This is a genomic window from Paraburkholderia guartelaensis (assembly GCF_004353905.1).
Classification (GTDB): Bacteria; Pseudomonadota; Gammaproteobacteria; order Burkholderiales; family Burkholderiaceae; genus Paraburkholderia; species Paraburkholderia guartelaensis.
Genome location: NZ_SMOD01000028.1, coordinates 1 through 14339, shown reverse-complemented (window position 1 = coordinate 14339; position 14339 = coordinate 1). Strand labels below are relative to the sequence as shown.

Annotated in this window: 15 protein-coding genes and 1 rRNA gene; 9 read left to right on the top strand and 7 right to left on the bottom strand. The window is 64.7% G+C overall.

The features are described 5' to 3' along the window. Position 1 precedes the first annotated feature (1 nt). Genes E1N52_RS29570 through bcsR form a run of 5 tightly spaced genes read left to right on the top strand, consistent with a single transcriptional unit; the run spans position 2 to position 5461 of the window. Positions 2-205, top strand: coding sequence for a hypothetical protein (locus E1N52_RS29570; protein ID WP_133186509.1), 204 nt, complete (start codon positions 2-4; stop codon positions 203-205). Further along, a complete protein-coding gene (gene bcsQ, locus E1N52_RS29565; protein WP_133186507.1) occupies positions 202-1035 on the top strand; it encodes a cellulose biosynthesis protein BcsQ in 834 nt (277 codons plus the stop codon). The genes E1N52_RS29570 and bcsQ overlap by 4 nt, the downstream gene beginning before the upstream one ends. Beyond that, positions 1032-3626, top strand: a complete 2595-nt coding sequence (gene bcsA, locus E1N52_RS29560) for a UDP-forming cellulose synthase catalytic subunit (RefSeq protein WP_133186505.1) — start codon at positions 1032-1034, stop codon at positions 3624-3626. The genes bcsQ and bcsA overlap by 4 nt, the downstream gene beginning before the upstream one ends. 39 nt (positions 3627-3665) lie before the next feature. After that, a complete protein-coding gene (bcsG, locus tag E1N52_RS29555; protein WP_133186503.1) occupies positions 3666-5252 on the top strand; it encodes a cellulose biosynthesis protein BcsG in 1587 nt (528 codons plus the stop codon). Beyond that, positions 5252-5461, top strand: a complete 210-nt coding sequence (bcsR, locus tag E1N52_RS29550) for a BcsR/BcsP family cellulose biosynthesis protein (protein ID WP_246089262.1) — start codon at positions 5252-5254, stop codon at positions 5459-5461. The genes bcsG and bcsR overlap by 1 nt, the downstream gene beginning before the upstream one ends. Positions 5462-5490: 29 nt before the next feature. On the opposite strand, the gene E1N52_RS29545 is transcribed toward bcsR, so the two are convergent. Genes E1N52_RS29545 through E1N52_RS29535 form a run of 3 tightly spaced genes read right to left on the bottom strand, consistent with a single transcriptional unit; the run spans position 5491 to position 7477 of the window. Beyond that, a complete protein-coding gene (locus tag E1N52_RS29545; RefSeq protein WP_133186501.1) occupies positions 5491-6372 on the bottom strand; it encodes an SAM-dependent methyltransferase in 882 nt (293 codons plus the stop codon). A 12-nt stretch (positions 6373-6384) separates the two neighbouring features. Beyond that, positions 6385-6633, bottom strand: a complete 249-nt coding sequence (locus tag E1N52_RS29540; protein ID WP_133186499.1) for a hypothetical protein — start codon at positions 6631-6633, stop codon at positions 6385-6387. Continuing rightward, complete coding sequence (locus E1N52_RS29535; protein ID WP_246089261.1) at positions 6581-7477, bottom strand: hypothetical protein; 897 nt, start codon at positions 7475-7477, stop codon at positions 6581-6583. The genes E1N52_RS29540 and E1N52_RS29535 overlap by 53 nt, the downstream gene beginning before the upstream one ends. A gap of 79 nt (positions 7478-7556) precedes the next feature. Between E1N52_RS29535 and E1N52_RS29530 the strand changes: the two genes are divergently transcribed. From E1N52_RS29530 to rpoD, 4 genes are all read left to right on the top strand, one after another. After that, positions 7557-7898 (top strand): helix-turn-helix domain-containing protein, encoded by a 342-nt coding sequence (locus tag E1N52_RS29530; protein ID WP_133186497.1) that lies wholly within the window; start codon positions 7557-7559, stop codon positions 7896-7898. A 256-nt stretch (positions 7899-8154) separates the two neighbouring features. After that, entirely contained in the window at positions 8155-8592 is a 438-nt protein-coding gene (locus E1N52_RS29525) for a GFA family protein (protein WP_133186495.1), read from the top strand. 139 nt (positions 8593-8731) lie between these two features. After that, a complete protein-coding gene (locus E1N52_RS29520; RefSeq protein WP_133186493.1) occupies positions 8732-9322 on the top strand; it encodes a class I SAM-dependent methyltransferase in 591 nt (196 codons plus the stop codon). A 411-nt stretch (positions 9323-9733) separates the two neighbouring features. Continuing rightward, on the top strand, positions 9734-11713 hold the full coding sequence (gene rpoD, locus E1N52_RS29515) for an RNA polymerase sigma factor RpoD (RefSeq protein ID WP_133186491.1): 1980 nt from the start codon (positions 9734-9736) through the stop codon (positions 11711-11713). A 92-nt stretch (positions 11714-11805) separates the two neighbouring features. Here the strand turns inward: rpoD and E1N52_RS29510 are convergent, their stop codons facing one another. The 4 genes from E1N52_RS29510 to rrf all read right to left on the bottom strand — a co-directional run bounded on the left by E1N52_RS29510 (position 11806) and on the right by rrf (position 14223). Next, positions 11806-12471 (bottom strand): DUF799 domain-containing protein, encoded by a 666-nt coding sequence (locus tag E1N52_RS29510; protein ID WP_133186489.1) that lies wholly within the window; start codon positions 12469-12471, stop codon positions 11806-11808. A 14-nt stretch (positions 12472-12485) separates the two neighbouring features. After that, positions 12486-12851, bottom strand: a complete 366-nt coding sequence (locus tag E1N52_RS29505) for a DUF4810 domain-containing protein (RefSeq protein ID WP_133186487.1) — start codon at positions 12849-12851, stop codon at positions 12486-12488. A gap of 58 nt (positions 12852-12909) precedes the next feature. Beyond that, a complete protein-coding gene (locus tag E1N52_RS29500; protein WP_133186485.1) occupies positions 12910-13587 on the bottom strand; it encodes a CsgG/HfaB family protein in 678 nt (225 codons plus the stop codon). A 522-nt stretch (positions 13588-14109) separates the two neighbouring features. Continuing rightward, positions 14110-14223 (bottom strand): 5S ribosomal RNA (gene rrf / locus E1N52_RS29495). Positions 14224-14339 lie beyond the last annotated feature (116 nt).

Below are 14339 nucleotides of genomic sequence, written 5' to 3'. Positions count from 1 at the left end.
CATGAACGTCTTCCTCGGTTACTTCGTCTGGGGTTTGATACTCGGCGTGCCGCTCTACTGGATCGGCTGGCGCCTGCGTCTCGCGCGCTTCGTGCCCATGTGGCTGCGCCCTGCGCGCTCGCGCCCGCTCCAGCTCCCGCCGCAGGTCGACGCCCTGCTGATTCGCGGCCAGCGCCGCTTCAGCCAGACGGGGCCGCGCCGATGAAGACCATCGCCATCGTCTCCAGCGTGGGCGGTGCGGGCCGCACCACCCTCACTGCGGCGCTCGCCGGTCTGCTGGCGGCGCGCGAACATGTTGCGCTCGCCGCGGAATGCGATCCGCGCAACGTGCTGGCGCTCCACTTCGGGCTGCGCGAGAGCGCGCGTGAAGGGCTCGTCACGCATCTGGCGGGCGGGCCTGGCGCCGACGATGCCTGGTCGCGCGCCGCACTGCAAAGCGACGACGGCGTGCTCGTGCTGCCATGGGGCAGCCTCGCTGATGGCCATGCATCCGGCGACCCGCGCGACGACGACGCCAGCGCGTTACTCGACGCGCGCCCCGGCTGGCTGCGCGAACTGCTCGCCCGCGTGGACCTGCCCGCCCATACGATCGCGCTCGTGGATGCGGGCACGTGGCCATCGGCGCACGCGCGCCAGGCGATCGATGCCGCCGACCTCGTGCTCGGCGTCCTCACGCCCTGCGCCACCGCGTGCGCGACGCTGCCGCGCCTGATCGCCGCGCTCGTACGCGCACAGAAGCGCAGCGTGTTCGTCGCCAATGCGGTCGTGCCCGCGCGCCAGTTGCACATGGACGTCGTTGCGCTGCTGCGCGCACGTCTCGGCGCCGCCATGCTCCCGTATCTCGTGCATGCGGACACCGGTGTGCCGGCCGCGCTCGCCGCGGGAGAAAACTTCTGCCTGAGCGCGCCCAGCTCGCAGGCCGCGCACGACCTTCACGGCATCGCCTCGTGGCTCTCGCACTGGAGCTCGGGCGCGAGCCTCGATGCGCCCGACGAACTGCTCGCGCAACACGTTGCGCGCGGGAGCATGCCATGATCCGCGAGCGCATCGCTGCCCTGTGGACGGCGTTCTGGTTGTCGCTGCGCCGCGTGAGCGCGCCCGAGTTCAATCTCGCGCCCGACGCGCCGGGTGGCCAGTGGCTGCTGCGCGCCTTCTTCCGGCCGCCGCGCCCAGGCCAGCGCGACGTGCCCGCGCTCGCCTTCGCGCAGCTCGGCAAGGACATCCGCCAGCGCCTGAACATCGGCCGCGACCGCACCGCTGGCGCGTGGCTTCTGCGGATCTTCCTGCGCCCGCGCCGCGCGCGTCAGCGTCTTGCCGCCGATCTGCGCAAGCTTCACAAGGCGCCGCAAGGGCACCATCGCTTCGCGCTGCGCGCGTGGCTCGACAGACGGCTCGAACCCATCTATCGCAGCGCTTCGCGCGCGAGCGCGGCAGTCGGCGCCCGCCTGCCCGACGTGCCGTGGGAAGGTATCGAGCAGCAGCTCGAGAAACTCTCGGCGGCGCTCGACAGCGTGCCCTACCTGCGCCAGGGCCTCCTGTGGCTCGCGTTCATCGCGGCTGTCGCCGTGTGCACGACGCCGCTGCCGTTTGCCGGCCAGGTGCTGCTGTTCCTGCTCGTGTACGTCGTGGTGATGATCGCGCGCCGCCTGCCGGGACGTCTCGCCACCATGCTCATGGTGATGCTCTCGATCCTCATGACGGGCCGCTACGTCTGGTGGCGCAGCACGCAAACGCTGCATCTTTCGAGCCCTGCCGAGGCCATCGTCGGCTACATCCTCTATGCGGCCGAGCTTTACACGTGGATCGTGCTGATCTTCGGCTACGTGCAGACCGCCTGGCCGCTGCGCCGCAAGCCGCAGCCGCTGCCCGACGACCCCGCCGACTGGCCGACCGTCGACCTCTACATTCCGACCTACAACGAGCCGCTTTCGGTGGTGCGGCCAACCGTGTTCGCGGCAAGCTCGATCGACTGGCCGCGCGACAAGCTGCGCGTCTACATTCTCGACGACGGCGACCGCGACGAATTCCGCGACTTCGCGCGCGAGGTGGGCGTGGGCTACCTGCGCCGCGACGAACATACGCATGCGAAGGCCGGCAACATCAATCACGCGATGCCGCTCACGCAGGGCGAGTACATCGCGATTTTCGACTGCGACCACATCCCCACGCGCTCCTTCCTGCAAACGACCATCGGCGTCTTTCTCGCCGATAAAAAATGCGCGATGGTGCAGACGCCGCACCACTTCTTCTCGCCCGATCCGTTCGAGCGCAACTTCGACACGTTCCACCGCGTGCCCAATGAAGGCAGCCTGTTCTACGGGTTGATCCAGGACGGCAACGATTTCTGGGACGCCACGTTCTTCTGCGGCTCGTGCGCGGTCATCAAGCGCTCGGCGCTCGAGCACATTGGCGGCATCGCGACCGAGACCGTGACCGAGGATGCCCACACCTCACTGCGGCTGCATCGCCACGGCTATACGTCGGCCTATCTGCGCACCGTGCAGGCGGCGGGTCTCGCCACCGACAGCCTCGCCGACCACATCGGCCAGCGCATTCGCTGGGCACGCGGCATGACGCAGATCTTCCGCGTCGACAATCCGTGGATCGGCAAGGGGCTCTCGTTCTTCCAGCGCATGTGCTACAGCAACGCCATGCTGCACTTCTTTTACGGCTTCCCGCGGCTCATCTTCCTCGTAATGCCCGGCGCGTACCTGTATTTCGGACTGCATGTCATCAACACGCCCGCGCCCGTGATCCTCGCTTACGTGGTGCCGTATCTGGTGATTGCCGCGATTGCCAACTCGCGCATCCAGGGACGCTACCGGCACTCGTTCTGGGCCGAAGCGTATGAGTCCGTGCTCGCGTGGTACATCGTGCTGCCCACCACCATGGCGCTCATCAATCCGAAGCTCGGCAAGTTCAACGTGACCTCGAAAGGCGGCCATATCGAGCACGAGTATCTCGACTGGACGATCTCCAAGCCCTATCTCGTGCTGCTCGCGATCAACGTGTGCTCGGTGCTCGCCGGCATCGGCCGCCTCACGATCTGGCGGTCCGAGGAGCCCGCCACCGTATTCATGAACCTCTTCTGGGCCGGCGTGAATCTCACCATTCTCGGGCTCGCGCTCGGCGTGGCCAAAGAAGCGAAGCAGGTGCGCGTGGCGCACCGCATTCCGCTGCGCGTGCCCGCCATGCTCACGCTGCCCGACGGCCGCACGCTCGCCTGCAAGACCGAGAACTATTCGATGGGCGGCCTCGGCCTCATGCTGCCCGCCGACGCCGTAGCGAAGCTCGAGCCCGGCGAGCGCATCAACGTGACGCTCGCGCGCGGCGTGCTGGAGCATGACTTCCCCGCCGTGGTCGCGCGTCTCGCCGACCGGCGCCTCGGCGTGCGCTTCGTCGGCATGACGGTGGAGACGGAACGCAAACTCGTGGAATGCACGTTCGGCCGTGCCGATGCCTGGCTCGAATGGGAGGACGTGCCGCCCTCCGACGCGCCGCTGCACGGCCTCATTCAGCTGATCGAGTTGAGCTGGCAAGGCTACATGCGCCTCATCGACGCGTTCTTCGACGCGCTGGAAAACTTCTTCACGCGACGCCGGGCCGGACAGGTCCGCCAGCCCTGATAACCGGAACAGCCGCTACCCCCTGGAACGCGAAACACTATGGGTCTCTGGAATCTCTACTTCCTCGCCAAGCTGTACCTCTACTCGGTCGGCACGCTCAAGCCTGAGTGGTGGATGAACTTCGCCTTCGTCGTCCTGCTGCTCGTGCCGCTGCACAAGCGGTGGCTGCGTATCGCGCGCGATGTGATCGCCGTGATCGTGGGCATCTCCATTGCGTACCACGAGTCGAGCATGCCCGACATCGGCCGGGCGATCTCGCAGATCCCCGTGCTCCTCACCTTCACGCCCTCGTACATGTTCGAACTCACGCGACGCGTGATTTCACTTTCGATGCTCGTGACGGCAGTGATCGCCGTGCTGCTCTACTTCCTCATCAATCGCTGGGTGCGCATGACGACGCTCGTGCTGATCGCGCTCGTCGTCATGCCGGTCTGGCAGGGCGTGGGCTCGTTCGTGGCAAACGCCACCGCCAATGCTTCGCTTGCGAGCAACGGCGACGAGGACGGCGGCACCGGCAAGAAGCGCGACGAGCAGTCGGGCAGCTACGACCAGCAGCTCGCGGCGTTCCGGGCCAACGAGGAAGGTCGGCATGTCAGTTTCACGCCGCTCACCACCGATGCGAACGCGCAGTTCGACATCATCATGGTGCACATCTGCTCGCTCTCGTGGAACGACATGGATGTCGTGAAGATGCGCAACAACCCGCTCTTCTCGCGCTTCGACTACATCTTCCATAACTTCAGCTCGGGCGCCAGCTATAGCGGGCCCGCTGCGATCCGCGTGCTGCGCGCGAGCTGCGGGCAGGAGCCGCACAAGGCGCTCTACGACCCCGCGCCGCCCGAGTGCCACCTGTTCGTGCAGCTCGCGCAGGCCGGCTACAAGCCGAACGCGCTGCTCAACCATAACGGCCGCTTCGACAATTTCCGCAGCACGGTGATCAACGAAATCGGCGTGCCGGGCGTGACGATCCCCGCGAACGAAGGCTTCCCGGAGTTCATGAAGGAGTTCGACGGTTCCGCGCTGGCCGACGACTACGACGTGCTTTCGCGCTGGTACAAGCAGCGCATTGCCGCTGGCGGCGGCCCAGTCGCGCTCTACTACAACACGGTCTCGATGCACGACGGCAACCGGCTGCCTGCGCCGAACGACAAGCTCACGAGCCTGCAGTCCTACCCGATTCGCCTGCAACGGCTGCTCGGAGACGTCGACAAGCTGATCGATCTCGTCGCGCAGTCGGGCCGCAAGGCCGTGATCGTTTTCGTACCCGAACACGGCGCTGCGCTGCAGGGCGAAGAGAACCAGATTGCCGGCATGCGCGAGATCCCCACGCCGAACATCGTCCACGTGCCGGTGGGCGTGAAGGTGGTGGGTCTGCCGGCCGGCAGCGAGCACACCGGCGGCGTGACGACGATCGACACGCCCACGAGCTATCTCGCGCTCGCCCAACTGCTTTCGAATCTCGTGGCGCACAGCCCGTTCGCCACCGGCGCGCCGCCGCTCGCGCAGTATGCGAACAACCTGCCGCAGACACGCATGGTCGGCGAAAACGAAGGCACGGTGACGATGACGACGCCAACCGGCTATGTGATCCATACGCCGGACGGCGTGTGGGTGGAGGGCAAGTAATGGCGATGCGCTTGTGGGGGTCCGGCCGGCGTTCGCGCAGTGGTCCCGCGCTACCGAGCGATATCGACGCGCTCGCGCGCCTCGTCGAGGGCGTGGACCGCGACCGCTATCTCGACGTACAAGCCGAAGACGCCTGGCAGGCGGCCGCGAAGCGCTGGCCGCTCGTGGCAGCCGTGCTGGAGTTGCCGGTGGAAGGGGAGAAAGGCTGAGTTCACGAGAACTCGCCTTTGCGGCACGATCAGGGTCCGCTGGGCGCTACGCGTTGCGCGAGCACGCAGCGCTCCATCGGCATGCAGGTCAGCAAGCGGCCCGTGGGCGCGATATAGCGCCGTTCGAATGCTTCGGGTTCGGGATGGTCGAGCACGCGCCAGCCGTAGGGCGCGAGAAAAGCGGACAGCGCCTGCGGATCGAGGCCGAAGCGCCAGATCCGCTGCTGCTCCACGAAGCGCCGATACATGGCAGGCGCGCCGAAAAGCTCGCGGCCTTCGAGAAAGTCGTGGCGCACGTAGGTCAGCGCGAGCCGGCTGCCCGGCGCGGCAGTCGAAAGAAATTCGAGTGTCGCGCGCACGCTCGCCTCGTCGAGATACTGCGTGACGCCTTCCCAGATGAAAAACGTGCGCCGCGTGCGCTCATAGCCCTGCTTCGCAAGCGCCGCCGCGATGGGCTCGCGCTCGAAGTCGATGGGCACGAGTTTGACATGCACGGGCACGCTGCCAAAGCGCGCCGCTACCCGCCGCCGCTTCGCCTCGATGTTCACGGGCTGGTCCAGCTCCCATGCGGGCAGTGCCGGGCCAGGCCCTGGCCGGAAAGCACGCGTATCGAAGCCCGCGCCCAGGTTGACGAGCGCCCCTACATGCGGCGACGCGTCCTGCAGCGCCTCGTCGATATAGCGCTTGCGGCACAGCATGCCGCCCCAGAGGCCGGGATACTTCCGCTCCGTCGCCTGCATCATCCAGCGTGCGGTACGCGGGCCGCAGCAGGCCAGAAACGCTCGCGCCGCGACCGGCAGAAAAGCGGCGGCAAGCGCATCGTCGACGATACGCTCCGCGCGCGGCAGCTTTTGCTCGACGGCGACCAGCGTAGTCGGGCCCGTGCCGGTGCGTGCCGCTTCGCGGGTCATCGCGCCAGTTCCTCAGTGATCCTTATGATCCCTGGTCTGGCGCGCCTGTACTTCAGTCAACGAATCGAACAAGGCCTCCGCACGCGCCAGTTCGTCGAGCGCGTTATCGAGCCGTGATTGCGCGGCGCCATAGGCGAGCGGCGCGGCCATGTCGTCGTAAGCCTCGGCACGCAAAGCGCGAAATGCCCGGTCGACGTTGCGGCTCGCCTCAAAAAAGCGTTGCGCGGCCTCGGCTTCTTGTGAACGGATGTGAATCGCCATGGAAGAGTTCCATCGTGAGCTGCGTCCAGTCTCCCGCCCGGGAGACATGGCGCGTTCTTGCGCCGCCAAGCCGTGAAGACGCTGTGTGTTCGGCAGGCGGCACGTCGAAGAGATCGCGCGTAACGCCGCGCGCCTGCTGCGCGCAGGCCGCGCTGCGCACGCGTTTGGTGAGATCTGCGTAGGTGTCGAAGTCGCCCATGCGCGACGCCTCGTGAATTGCCGCGAGATCGCGCGCCTTGACGAGCGTGGGCTGCGTGAGCCGCACGAAGTACGGCGCCTCCAGCTCCGCCGTGAACACGAGCGGATGGCTCTTGCCGCCCGCCTCCGCCATGCGCTCGACGCAATCCACCACGACCGTGCCCTGCGAGCGGCCTGGCGGCTTCGCCGTGCTCACGCTACGCAGCCGCTCCGGAACCACGCGCAGTGAGCTGCCGACACTGAGTTCGGTTGGCGAGACGCACACGAGCGCGTAGTGATGCTCGCGTGCGGCGCCCGAGGGCAGCGTGGCGCTGCTCGTGACGAACACGTGCTGCGGAAGCTGGCGCACCTGGCCGCTCGCATCGACCCACGCATTCCAGACGACCACGCCGGCACGCTTGCCGCGCTTGTCTTGCATCGCGCGCGGGCGGCTTGCCGCCGGCGAGAACAGGGCGAGAAGCGAGCCCGTGCGCAGCGCGGCGATTTGAGCGCTGTTGCCGAGCGACTGGCCGATGCCCCACAGGAAGCGCCCGCCGCCCTGCCGCCGCTCCCACTCCTTACGCAGGATCAGTGTGGGGAGATCAACGCCGGCCTCTGGCCCGATACGGGACCAGCAAAACGTGGGCGGTAGGTGTTTTAGTGCCATCGACTTCCTCGGAATGCAGCCGCCCGCCGATTTTGGCGGGCAATTCAATAACCGTTACTGTATAGGTATAATGCATGACATGGAAGCCCCAGATACTTATTTTCCGGTGCAGGAACTGCTGCGGCGGTTATCGGACGATTCACGCTCTGCCAGCGAAATTGCGCGGCTTTCCGGGGTTAGCCAGCCTACTGTCTCGCGTCTTCGCACGTCGAACGGGCGGCGGGTACGCCGGAGCGCATCATTCAATAAGCTATGCAGTTTCTATGGTGTGAAGGCGCCGCCGTCCAGCCGGCACGCGGCCGCCTATAACGAATTGCTGCGCAATGCGATCGTCGAGGCGTGGGACGGCTCGGAAGAGCACGGCCGCGCGCTGCTCGTCGTCATCAAGGGATTGAAGGAACTGAAGGAGAGGGCCGCGTAGATTCGGTGGGAGGGCCAGGCGGTGCGTTGTGCGCGAGGGCGCTAAAGGTAACCGCCCATGGGAGATTAGCGTCGCATTTCGGGGTTACAGGGGCGTCCCAAACCGTGCGGAGGCCATGGCTGGCCGCCAAATCCCCATATGTGGTGACCTTTGCGTTTTCCTGCGCCGCGGGTAACTCAAACGTATGATGTGAGGGCACACACGCAGCCGCCCGTTCGCAATGTTCAACACTTGCCACCAGAGCACCGCGTCCATCATGACCGCCGACACTGCCCACACTCACACGAATGCTCCCGCCACGTTGCGCGGCCAGTGCCTTTGTGGCGCCGTGCGCTATGCGGTAGCGAATACATTCAGCTACGCGTTCAATTGCCACTGCTCGCAGTGCCGCCGCGCCACGGGTTCCGCGTTCAAACCGTTTGCGGGCATCGAAAGCGAGGCGCTGCGCCTCACCGAGGGCGAAGGGCAGACGATGGTCTATGGCGATCCGCAGGCCGCCCACGACGTGCATTGCGGCCGCTGCGGCTCGCTGCTCTATTCAGTCGTGCGCGAAGGGGCGTATGTGCACGTTACGCTCGGCACGCTGACCGATCCGCCGGACATCCGGCCCACCGGCCATATCTTCGTCCGCTCGAAAGCGCCGTGGTACGAGATCGCCGACTCGCTGCCCCAGTACGACGAATTGCCCCCCTGACGCTGCGTACGTCGCGTGCTTTGCCACAGGCGAGCGTGGCAGCGGCCATACCGGTATCGCAACACGACTGCCTGTCGTCGCGTCGATCGGCTAGTCTCGAAGCGTCCTTTCCTCTTGTCACAGGAACCGCGAGCCCCATATGGACTCCATGACGATCGAGACGTACACGAGTGGCGCCGCAAGCTATGCAGCCGAATGGGCGAGCCAGCCTGCGCCCGACGACCTCTATGCGCGTCTCATGCAGTATTTCCGGCCCCAGGGAAGGACGGTGGACATTGGGTGCGGGTCGGGCCGCGACGTCGCGTGGCTGAACGCGCATGGTTACCCGACGGTGGGATACGACGCGTCGGAGGGTCTGATCGCAAAGGCCGCCGCTGACCACCCGCAATACGCCTTCGGTCTCGCCACGTTACCCGAGCTGGAGGATGTGCCCGCGGCGAGCTTTGACAACGTCCTCTGCGAGACCGTGATCATGCATTTACCTGTCGCGCAGATCGGCCCGGCCTGCCGCCGCCTCGTCGAACTGCTCACGCCCGGCGGCGTGCTCTATCTGAGCTGGCGCGTGACCGACAGCGACAGCGCGCGCGATCCGGCGGGACGTCTATATAGTGCGTTCGACCCGGCGCTGGTCACCGGCGCGCTCGAGGGCACGACCATCGCGCTCAACGAGGAGGCGGTCAACCGGTCCTCCGGCAAACGCGTTCAACGTATTGTCGCGATTCGCGCGTGAGCGCTGCCACGCATGGCGATCGGACAACGGGGAATTCGCCGGGAATAACAACGTGCCATAGGCCAGGCGAGTGACAAAAACGTGAACTTCTCACTTGAAAATTGGTCTAAGGGACTCATGTAGGAAATATGTAAGGTGGAGCGCTATCGAGCGGTACGACCCTAAAGGCGGACAATGTGCCGCAAACACGACGATTCGGGTTGCCTCGCATGCCGTAACGCACTACCATACGCGGTCTTTCTGCATTGCACGAAAATCCAGGCTGCCACGTCTTCAGACGTTTGGCGCTCGCTTGGCGGGACCGGCATGCGCACCCGCCCACTCCCCTGCATTTCGTCATCGCCAGGACGCCACGCCGCTGGCGCGTGACCCTTTTTGCCCTTGTCGGGCTATCCCTTCGAGGAGAATGTATTGACAAGCCATGACCGGGACGACGCGCTGACCTCGTCTGCCCGCCCCGCACGCCGCTCGTCCAAAGACAAGACCGGCGATACGACGCCCATCGACGCAGGCTCGCAACTCGAAAAGCGCCAGCATCAAATGCGGGCGCTCATCAAGCTCGGCCGTGAACGCGGTTATCTGACCCACGCCGACATCAACGACCATCTGCCCGACAACTTCGCGCAGACGGCCGCGCTGGAAACCATTGTCGCCACGTTCAATGACATGGGCGTGCAGGTGTACGAGCAGGCGCCCGACGCCGACACGCTGCTCCTGAACGAAGATTCCCGCGCCGACCAGCAGGCCGACGACGAAGCCGACGAAGAAGTCGAAGTCGCGCTCTCGACCGTCGACTCCGAATTCGGCCGTACGACCGACCCCGTGCGCATGTATATGCGCGAAATGGGCTCGAGCGAGCTGCTCACGCGCGCCGGCGAAATCGAAGTGGCCAAGCGCATCGAAGACGGCCTCCAGGAAATGATCCAGGCGATCGCGGCATGCCCGTCGATCGTCGCGACCATCCTTGCCGACGCCGACCGCGTCGCGGCTGAAGAAATGCGCATCGACGAGCTCGTCGACGGCATCGGCAGCGACGAAGCCGCGCAGGAACCTGCCGCGGCCGAAGCCGACGCTGGCGAAGAGGTCGACGCACAAGCCTCCGACGATGAAGAATCGGACGACTCGAGCGACGACGAAGACAGCGACGCCGACAACAGCAAGGCGAACGAAGCCCTGCTCGCGCAGCTGAAGGCAGACAGCCTCGCGATCTTCGCGCGCGTTCGCACGCTGTTCGAACAGATGGCCTGCACGACGGACGCCAATGCGCGCGCTTCGGCCTCGGAAATGAAGATCTGCGCCGACATCCAGACGGAACTCGCGCCGATCCGCTTCACGGCCCGCACGATCGACCGCCTGTGCTCGCTGCTGCACGATCAGGTCGCGCAGATTCGCGCGATCGAGCGTAATGTGCTCTCCATCGTCGTCGATCGCTGCGGCATGCCGCGCGAAGCCTTCGTCGAGCAGTTCCCGGGCCACGAGACCGATCTGGACTGGGGCGTGCGCGCCGCAGCCGCGTCGAGCAAGTACGGTCCCGCGATCGAGCGCAGCCTGCCGGCTATCCAGGCAGAGCAGCGCAAGCTCGCCGAGATCGAATCGGCTGCATCGCTGTCGCTGCAGCAGATCAAGGCGATCAATCGCCGCATGACCGTCGCCGAATCGAAGATGCGTCAGGCGAAGGGCGAAATGGTCAAGGCCAACCTGCGTCTCGTGATTTCGATCGCGAAGAAGTACGTGAACCGCGGCATGCAGTTCCTCGACCTGATCCAGGAAGGCAACATCGGCCTGATGAAGGCGGTGGACAAGTTCGAGTATCGCCGCGGCTGGAAGTTCTCGACGTACGCGACGTGGTGGGTGCGTCAGGCCGTGACGCGCGCGCTCGCCGACCAGGCGCGCACGATCCGCGTGCCGGTGCACATGATCGAAACGATCAACAAGCTCAACCGCATTTCGCGCGAGATCCTGCAGCAAACGGGCATGGAAGCGCATCCGGCGGACCTCGCCGCGCGTATGGGCATGACCGAAGAGAAGGTGCGCGGCATCCTGAAGATCGCCAAGCAACCGGTCTCGCTCGAAAGCCCGGTGGGCGACGACGGCGACGCGACGCTCGGCGACATGATCGAGGACGCAGGTTCGGCTTCGCCGGCCGACGCCGCGATCCACGCGAACATGCGCGCTGCGATCGACGAGGCGCTCAAGGCGCTCTCGCCGCGTGAAGCGAAGGTGCTGCGCATGCGCTATGGCATCGACACGACTTCGGACCACACGCTCGAAGAAGTGGGCAAGCAGTTCGACGTGACGCGTGAGCGTATCCGCCAGATCGAAAGCAAGGCGATGCGCAAGCTGATGCACCCGAGCCGCGCGGACAAGCTGCGTCCGTTCCTGGAGCGCTAAGCGGATTTATTGCTGCGCTCTCTGGAGCTGGATTGAAAAAAGCCCGTCACCTTCCGGTGACGGGCTTTTTCTTTATGCGACGCGAGCGCCGGTCAGTCCGTGCCGTATTTCGGCGAGTGCGGACCGTAGAGCAGGCCCGTCGGCGGCCCCGCGTGCAACAGACGATAGCTCGTGACACCGGCGATATCGTGGCTCTTGTCGGTCAGCGAATTCGCGACCTGCTTGATTGCCGCCACCACCAGCATGCCAATCAGGCCGCCGCCACTGCTGTTGTTGCCTTCGTTGCTGCTGGCGCTTGCCGCGCCTTGCCACAGCACCTTGCCGGTTTTCAGATCGACGAGTTTCGCCGTCGCCGTCACCACCGTCGCGCTGTCGATCACACGGTATTGCGTCCCGAATTGCGTGATCTTCGAGTACACCACCGCATCGGCGCCAAAGATCTCGCGCAACTTCTCCGGCGGGGTCTGCTGGATGTCGCCTGCCGTCGTCAGTCCATTCTGCTTGAACGTCTCCTCCATGACCGCGACCGGAATCACGTAGTAGCCCGCCTCGGCGAGCGGCATCGTCATCTGGGAGAGCATGCTGTTCGACGCATTCACATCCGTCGTCGCATTGTCGGGCGGCAGTACGAGGATCGAGCGCGGGCGCGCATTCTTGAACGCCGTGTAATCCGCGTGCTTGACCGGCTGTGCACAGGCGGCCAGCAATGCGAGCGCGGACAGAGCCAGCCAGAGCTTGAGAGTGGAAAATCTGGACATATCGGTACGCTCGCTTATTGTTGTTTCGGTTTCTTCATGAGGAAGTCCATATAGGTCGACGACTCCGGGAAGAGGTGCTTCTCGGCATCGAATTCCTGCATGGCTTGCGTGTCGTTGCCGACGTTCGCGTAGAGCATGCCCAGTTGTGCATGGAATCCGGGCGGCGGCGTGTTGCCCTTCGCACGGATCTCCTGCAGCGACTTCTCGAGCGCATCGATCTGTTGCTGCGGCGCCTTCTCACCCTTCAAATAGTCGTAGACCTCGGGCTGATAGCCGCTCCACTGGTAGAGCGGCGGCGTGGTGTTCGCGCAGCCTGCGAGCAGCAGCGTTGCCGCCGTGATGGGCAGGCAGAGTCCCCGAAGCGTGCCGATGTATTTCATGAAAACCCCGTATGAGTAGTTGTTCTGATTCAGCGTGAAGCGCGGACGACGTGGGCGGTCAGTGCGCGGCGCGCAGCGCGCCGGCGTCGACCTGGTCGGCCAGATGGTTGACTGCTTCCTGGATCGCGAGCTCGAGCACCTTGCCATTGAGCGTCGAGTCGTAGCTCGCGGTGCCGCCAAAGCCGATGATCTCGCGGTTCGAAAGGCTGTACTCGCCCGCGCCCTGCGCCGATGCGACGACTTCCGAAGTCGTGGTGTCGACAACGTTGATGCTCACCTTCGCGTAGGCGATCTGGTTCTTGCCGCTGCCGAGAATGCCGAACAGTTGGTGATCGCCGACTTCCTTGCGACCGAACTCAGTGACGTCGCCGGTAATGACATAGTTGGCGCCCTTGATCGCCTGGGCTTTCTTGGTAAAGCCCGCTTCCTGGCGGATCTCGTCGAGGTTGTCGCGATCGAGCACGCTGAAGCGGCCGCTTTGCTGCATCGACGTGATCAGGATGGTCTTGGCCTGCCCGCCGAGCCGGTCGATGCCGTCGGAGAAGATGCCGCGCATGTAGCTCGAGCGATTGTCGAACTTGCCGACTGCGATCTGCACCGGCTTGCCGACGGGCGGGCGCTGCGCGCTGGTGACAGGCGGCACGGGCAGCGAACGCGACGATTCCGTCGCGCAACCGCTAAGGGCCGCGATGGTGGCGGCGGCGAGAACCGCACCCCACGTTTTGGACGACTTCATGAATTCTCCTTGTTGTCAGGACAGAAACGGCTGGACAAGGGAGATCGGCGAGATGCGGAGCCAGACGGCGGCGGCGTGCACGCTGAGCACGCAGGGCGTCCCCGCAAGCGTCGTTGCGGCGGAGATAGAGGGCGCAGTGCGTCGCTGCGCGCGCAAGTCATTCCATCGGTCGTGCATGTTTCTCGCTTCCCGCACGCGAGCGCATGCGCAGAAGCTCCCCGGTTTTTATTGGTGTAGCGTGTGATCTTTAGTTTGTAGTTAATGACTACACACGCGTGTATCGGCCGGAATAGGGAGAAACTTTAGGAAAGCTGCAATTTAATGCGAATTAGATTTTTATTTGCGCGATTTCTGAGGCGTATTGACGCATGCACGAAATGCTATTTAAACCGATTTGGAGATTTTCGCTATCGACCGCGAATAAATCAGGCCGCAGAAAATGATCGTTCTTTCTGAAGCGTAAACGCCAGAACCCCGGTGCTCTTTCGGAGACACCGGGGTTCTGGACGTACTGCATAAGGAGCCTGACGATTACCTACTTTCACACGGGCAATCCGCACTATCATCGGCGTGGAGCTGTTTCACGGTCCTGTTCGGGATGGGAAGGGGTGGGACCAGCTCGCTATGGTCATCAGGCATGACGGGTTGCTGCGTCGCATCGGGTCTTTTGGACCTGGCGCCACAGCCAATCGGGAAGAAGCGTAAAGAGGTGTTGCTGAATTGGGGTTGTGTTGTTTCAGGCACAACACGCG

Excerpts from the sequence above, each read along its gene's own strand:
- E1N52_RS29570 (WP_133186509.1), top strand. The coding sequence starts at position 2 with ATGAACGTCTTCCTCGGTTACTTCGTCTGGGGTTTGATACTCGGCGTG.
- bcsQ (WP_133186507.1), top strand. The coding sequence starts at position 202 with ATGAAGACCATCGCCATCGTCTCCAGCGTGGGCGGTGCGGGCCGCACC.
- bcsA (WP_133186505.1), top strand. The coding sequence starts at position 1,032 with ATGATCCGCGAGCGCATCGCTGCCCTGTGGACGGCGTTCTGGTTGTCG.
- bcsG (WP_133186503.1), top strand. The coding sequence starts at position 3,666 with ATGGGTCTCTGGAATCTCTACTTCCTCGCCAAGCTGTACCTCTACTCG.
- bcsR (WP_246089262.1), top strand. The coding sequence starts at position 5,252 with ATGGCGATGCGCTTGTGGGGGTCCGGCCGGCGTTCGCGCAGTGGTCCC.
- E1N52_RS29545 (WP_133186501.1), bottom strand. The coding sequence starts at position 6,372 with ATGACCCGCGAAGCGGCACGCACCGGCACGGGCCCGACTACGCTGGTC.
- E1N52_RS29540 (WP_133186499.1), bottom strand. The coding sequence starts at position 6,633 with ATGGCGATTCACATCCGTTCACAAGAAGCCGAGGCCGCGCAACGCTTT.
- E1N52_RS29535 (WP_246089261.1), bottom strand. The coding sequence starts at position 7,477 with ATGGCACTAAAACACCTACCGCCCACGTTTTGCTGGTCCCGTATCGGG.
- E1N52_RS29530 (WP_133186497.1), top strand. The coding sequence starts at position 7,557 with ATGGAAGCCCCAGATACTTATTTTCCGGTGCAGGAACTGCTGCGGCGG.
- E1N52_RS29525 (WP_133186495.1), top strand. The coding sequence starts at position 8,155 with ATGACCGCCGACACTGCCCACACTCACACGAATGCTCCCGCCACGTTG.
- E1N52_RS29520 (WP_133186493.1), top strand. The coding sequence starts at position 8,732 with ATGGACTCCATGACGATCGAGACGTACACGAGTGGCGCCGCAAGCTAT.
- E1N52_RS29510 (WP_133186489.1), bottom strand. The coding sequence starts at position 12,471 with ATGTCCAGATTTTCCACTCTCAAGCTCTGGCTGGCTCTGTCCGCGCTC.
- E1N52_RS29505 (WP_133186487.1), bottom strand. The coding sequence starts at position 12,851 with ATGAAATACATCGGCACGCTTCGGGGACTCTGCCTGCCCATCACGGCG.
- E1N52_RS29500 (WP_133186485.1), bottom strand. The coding sequence starts at position 13,587 with ATGAAGTCGTCCAAAACGTGGGGTGCGGTTCTCGCCGCCGCCACCATC.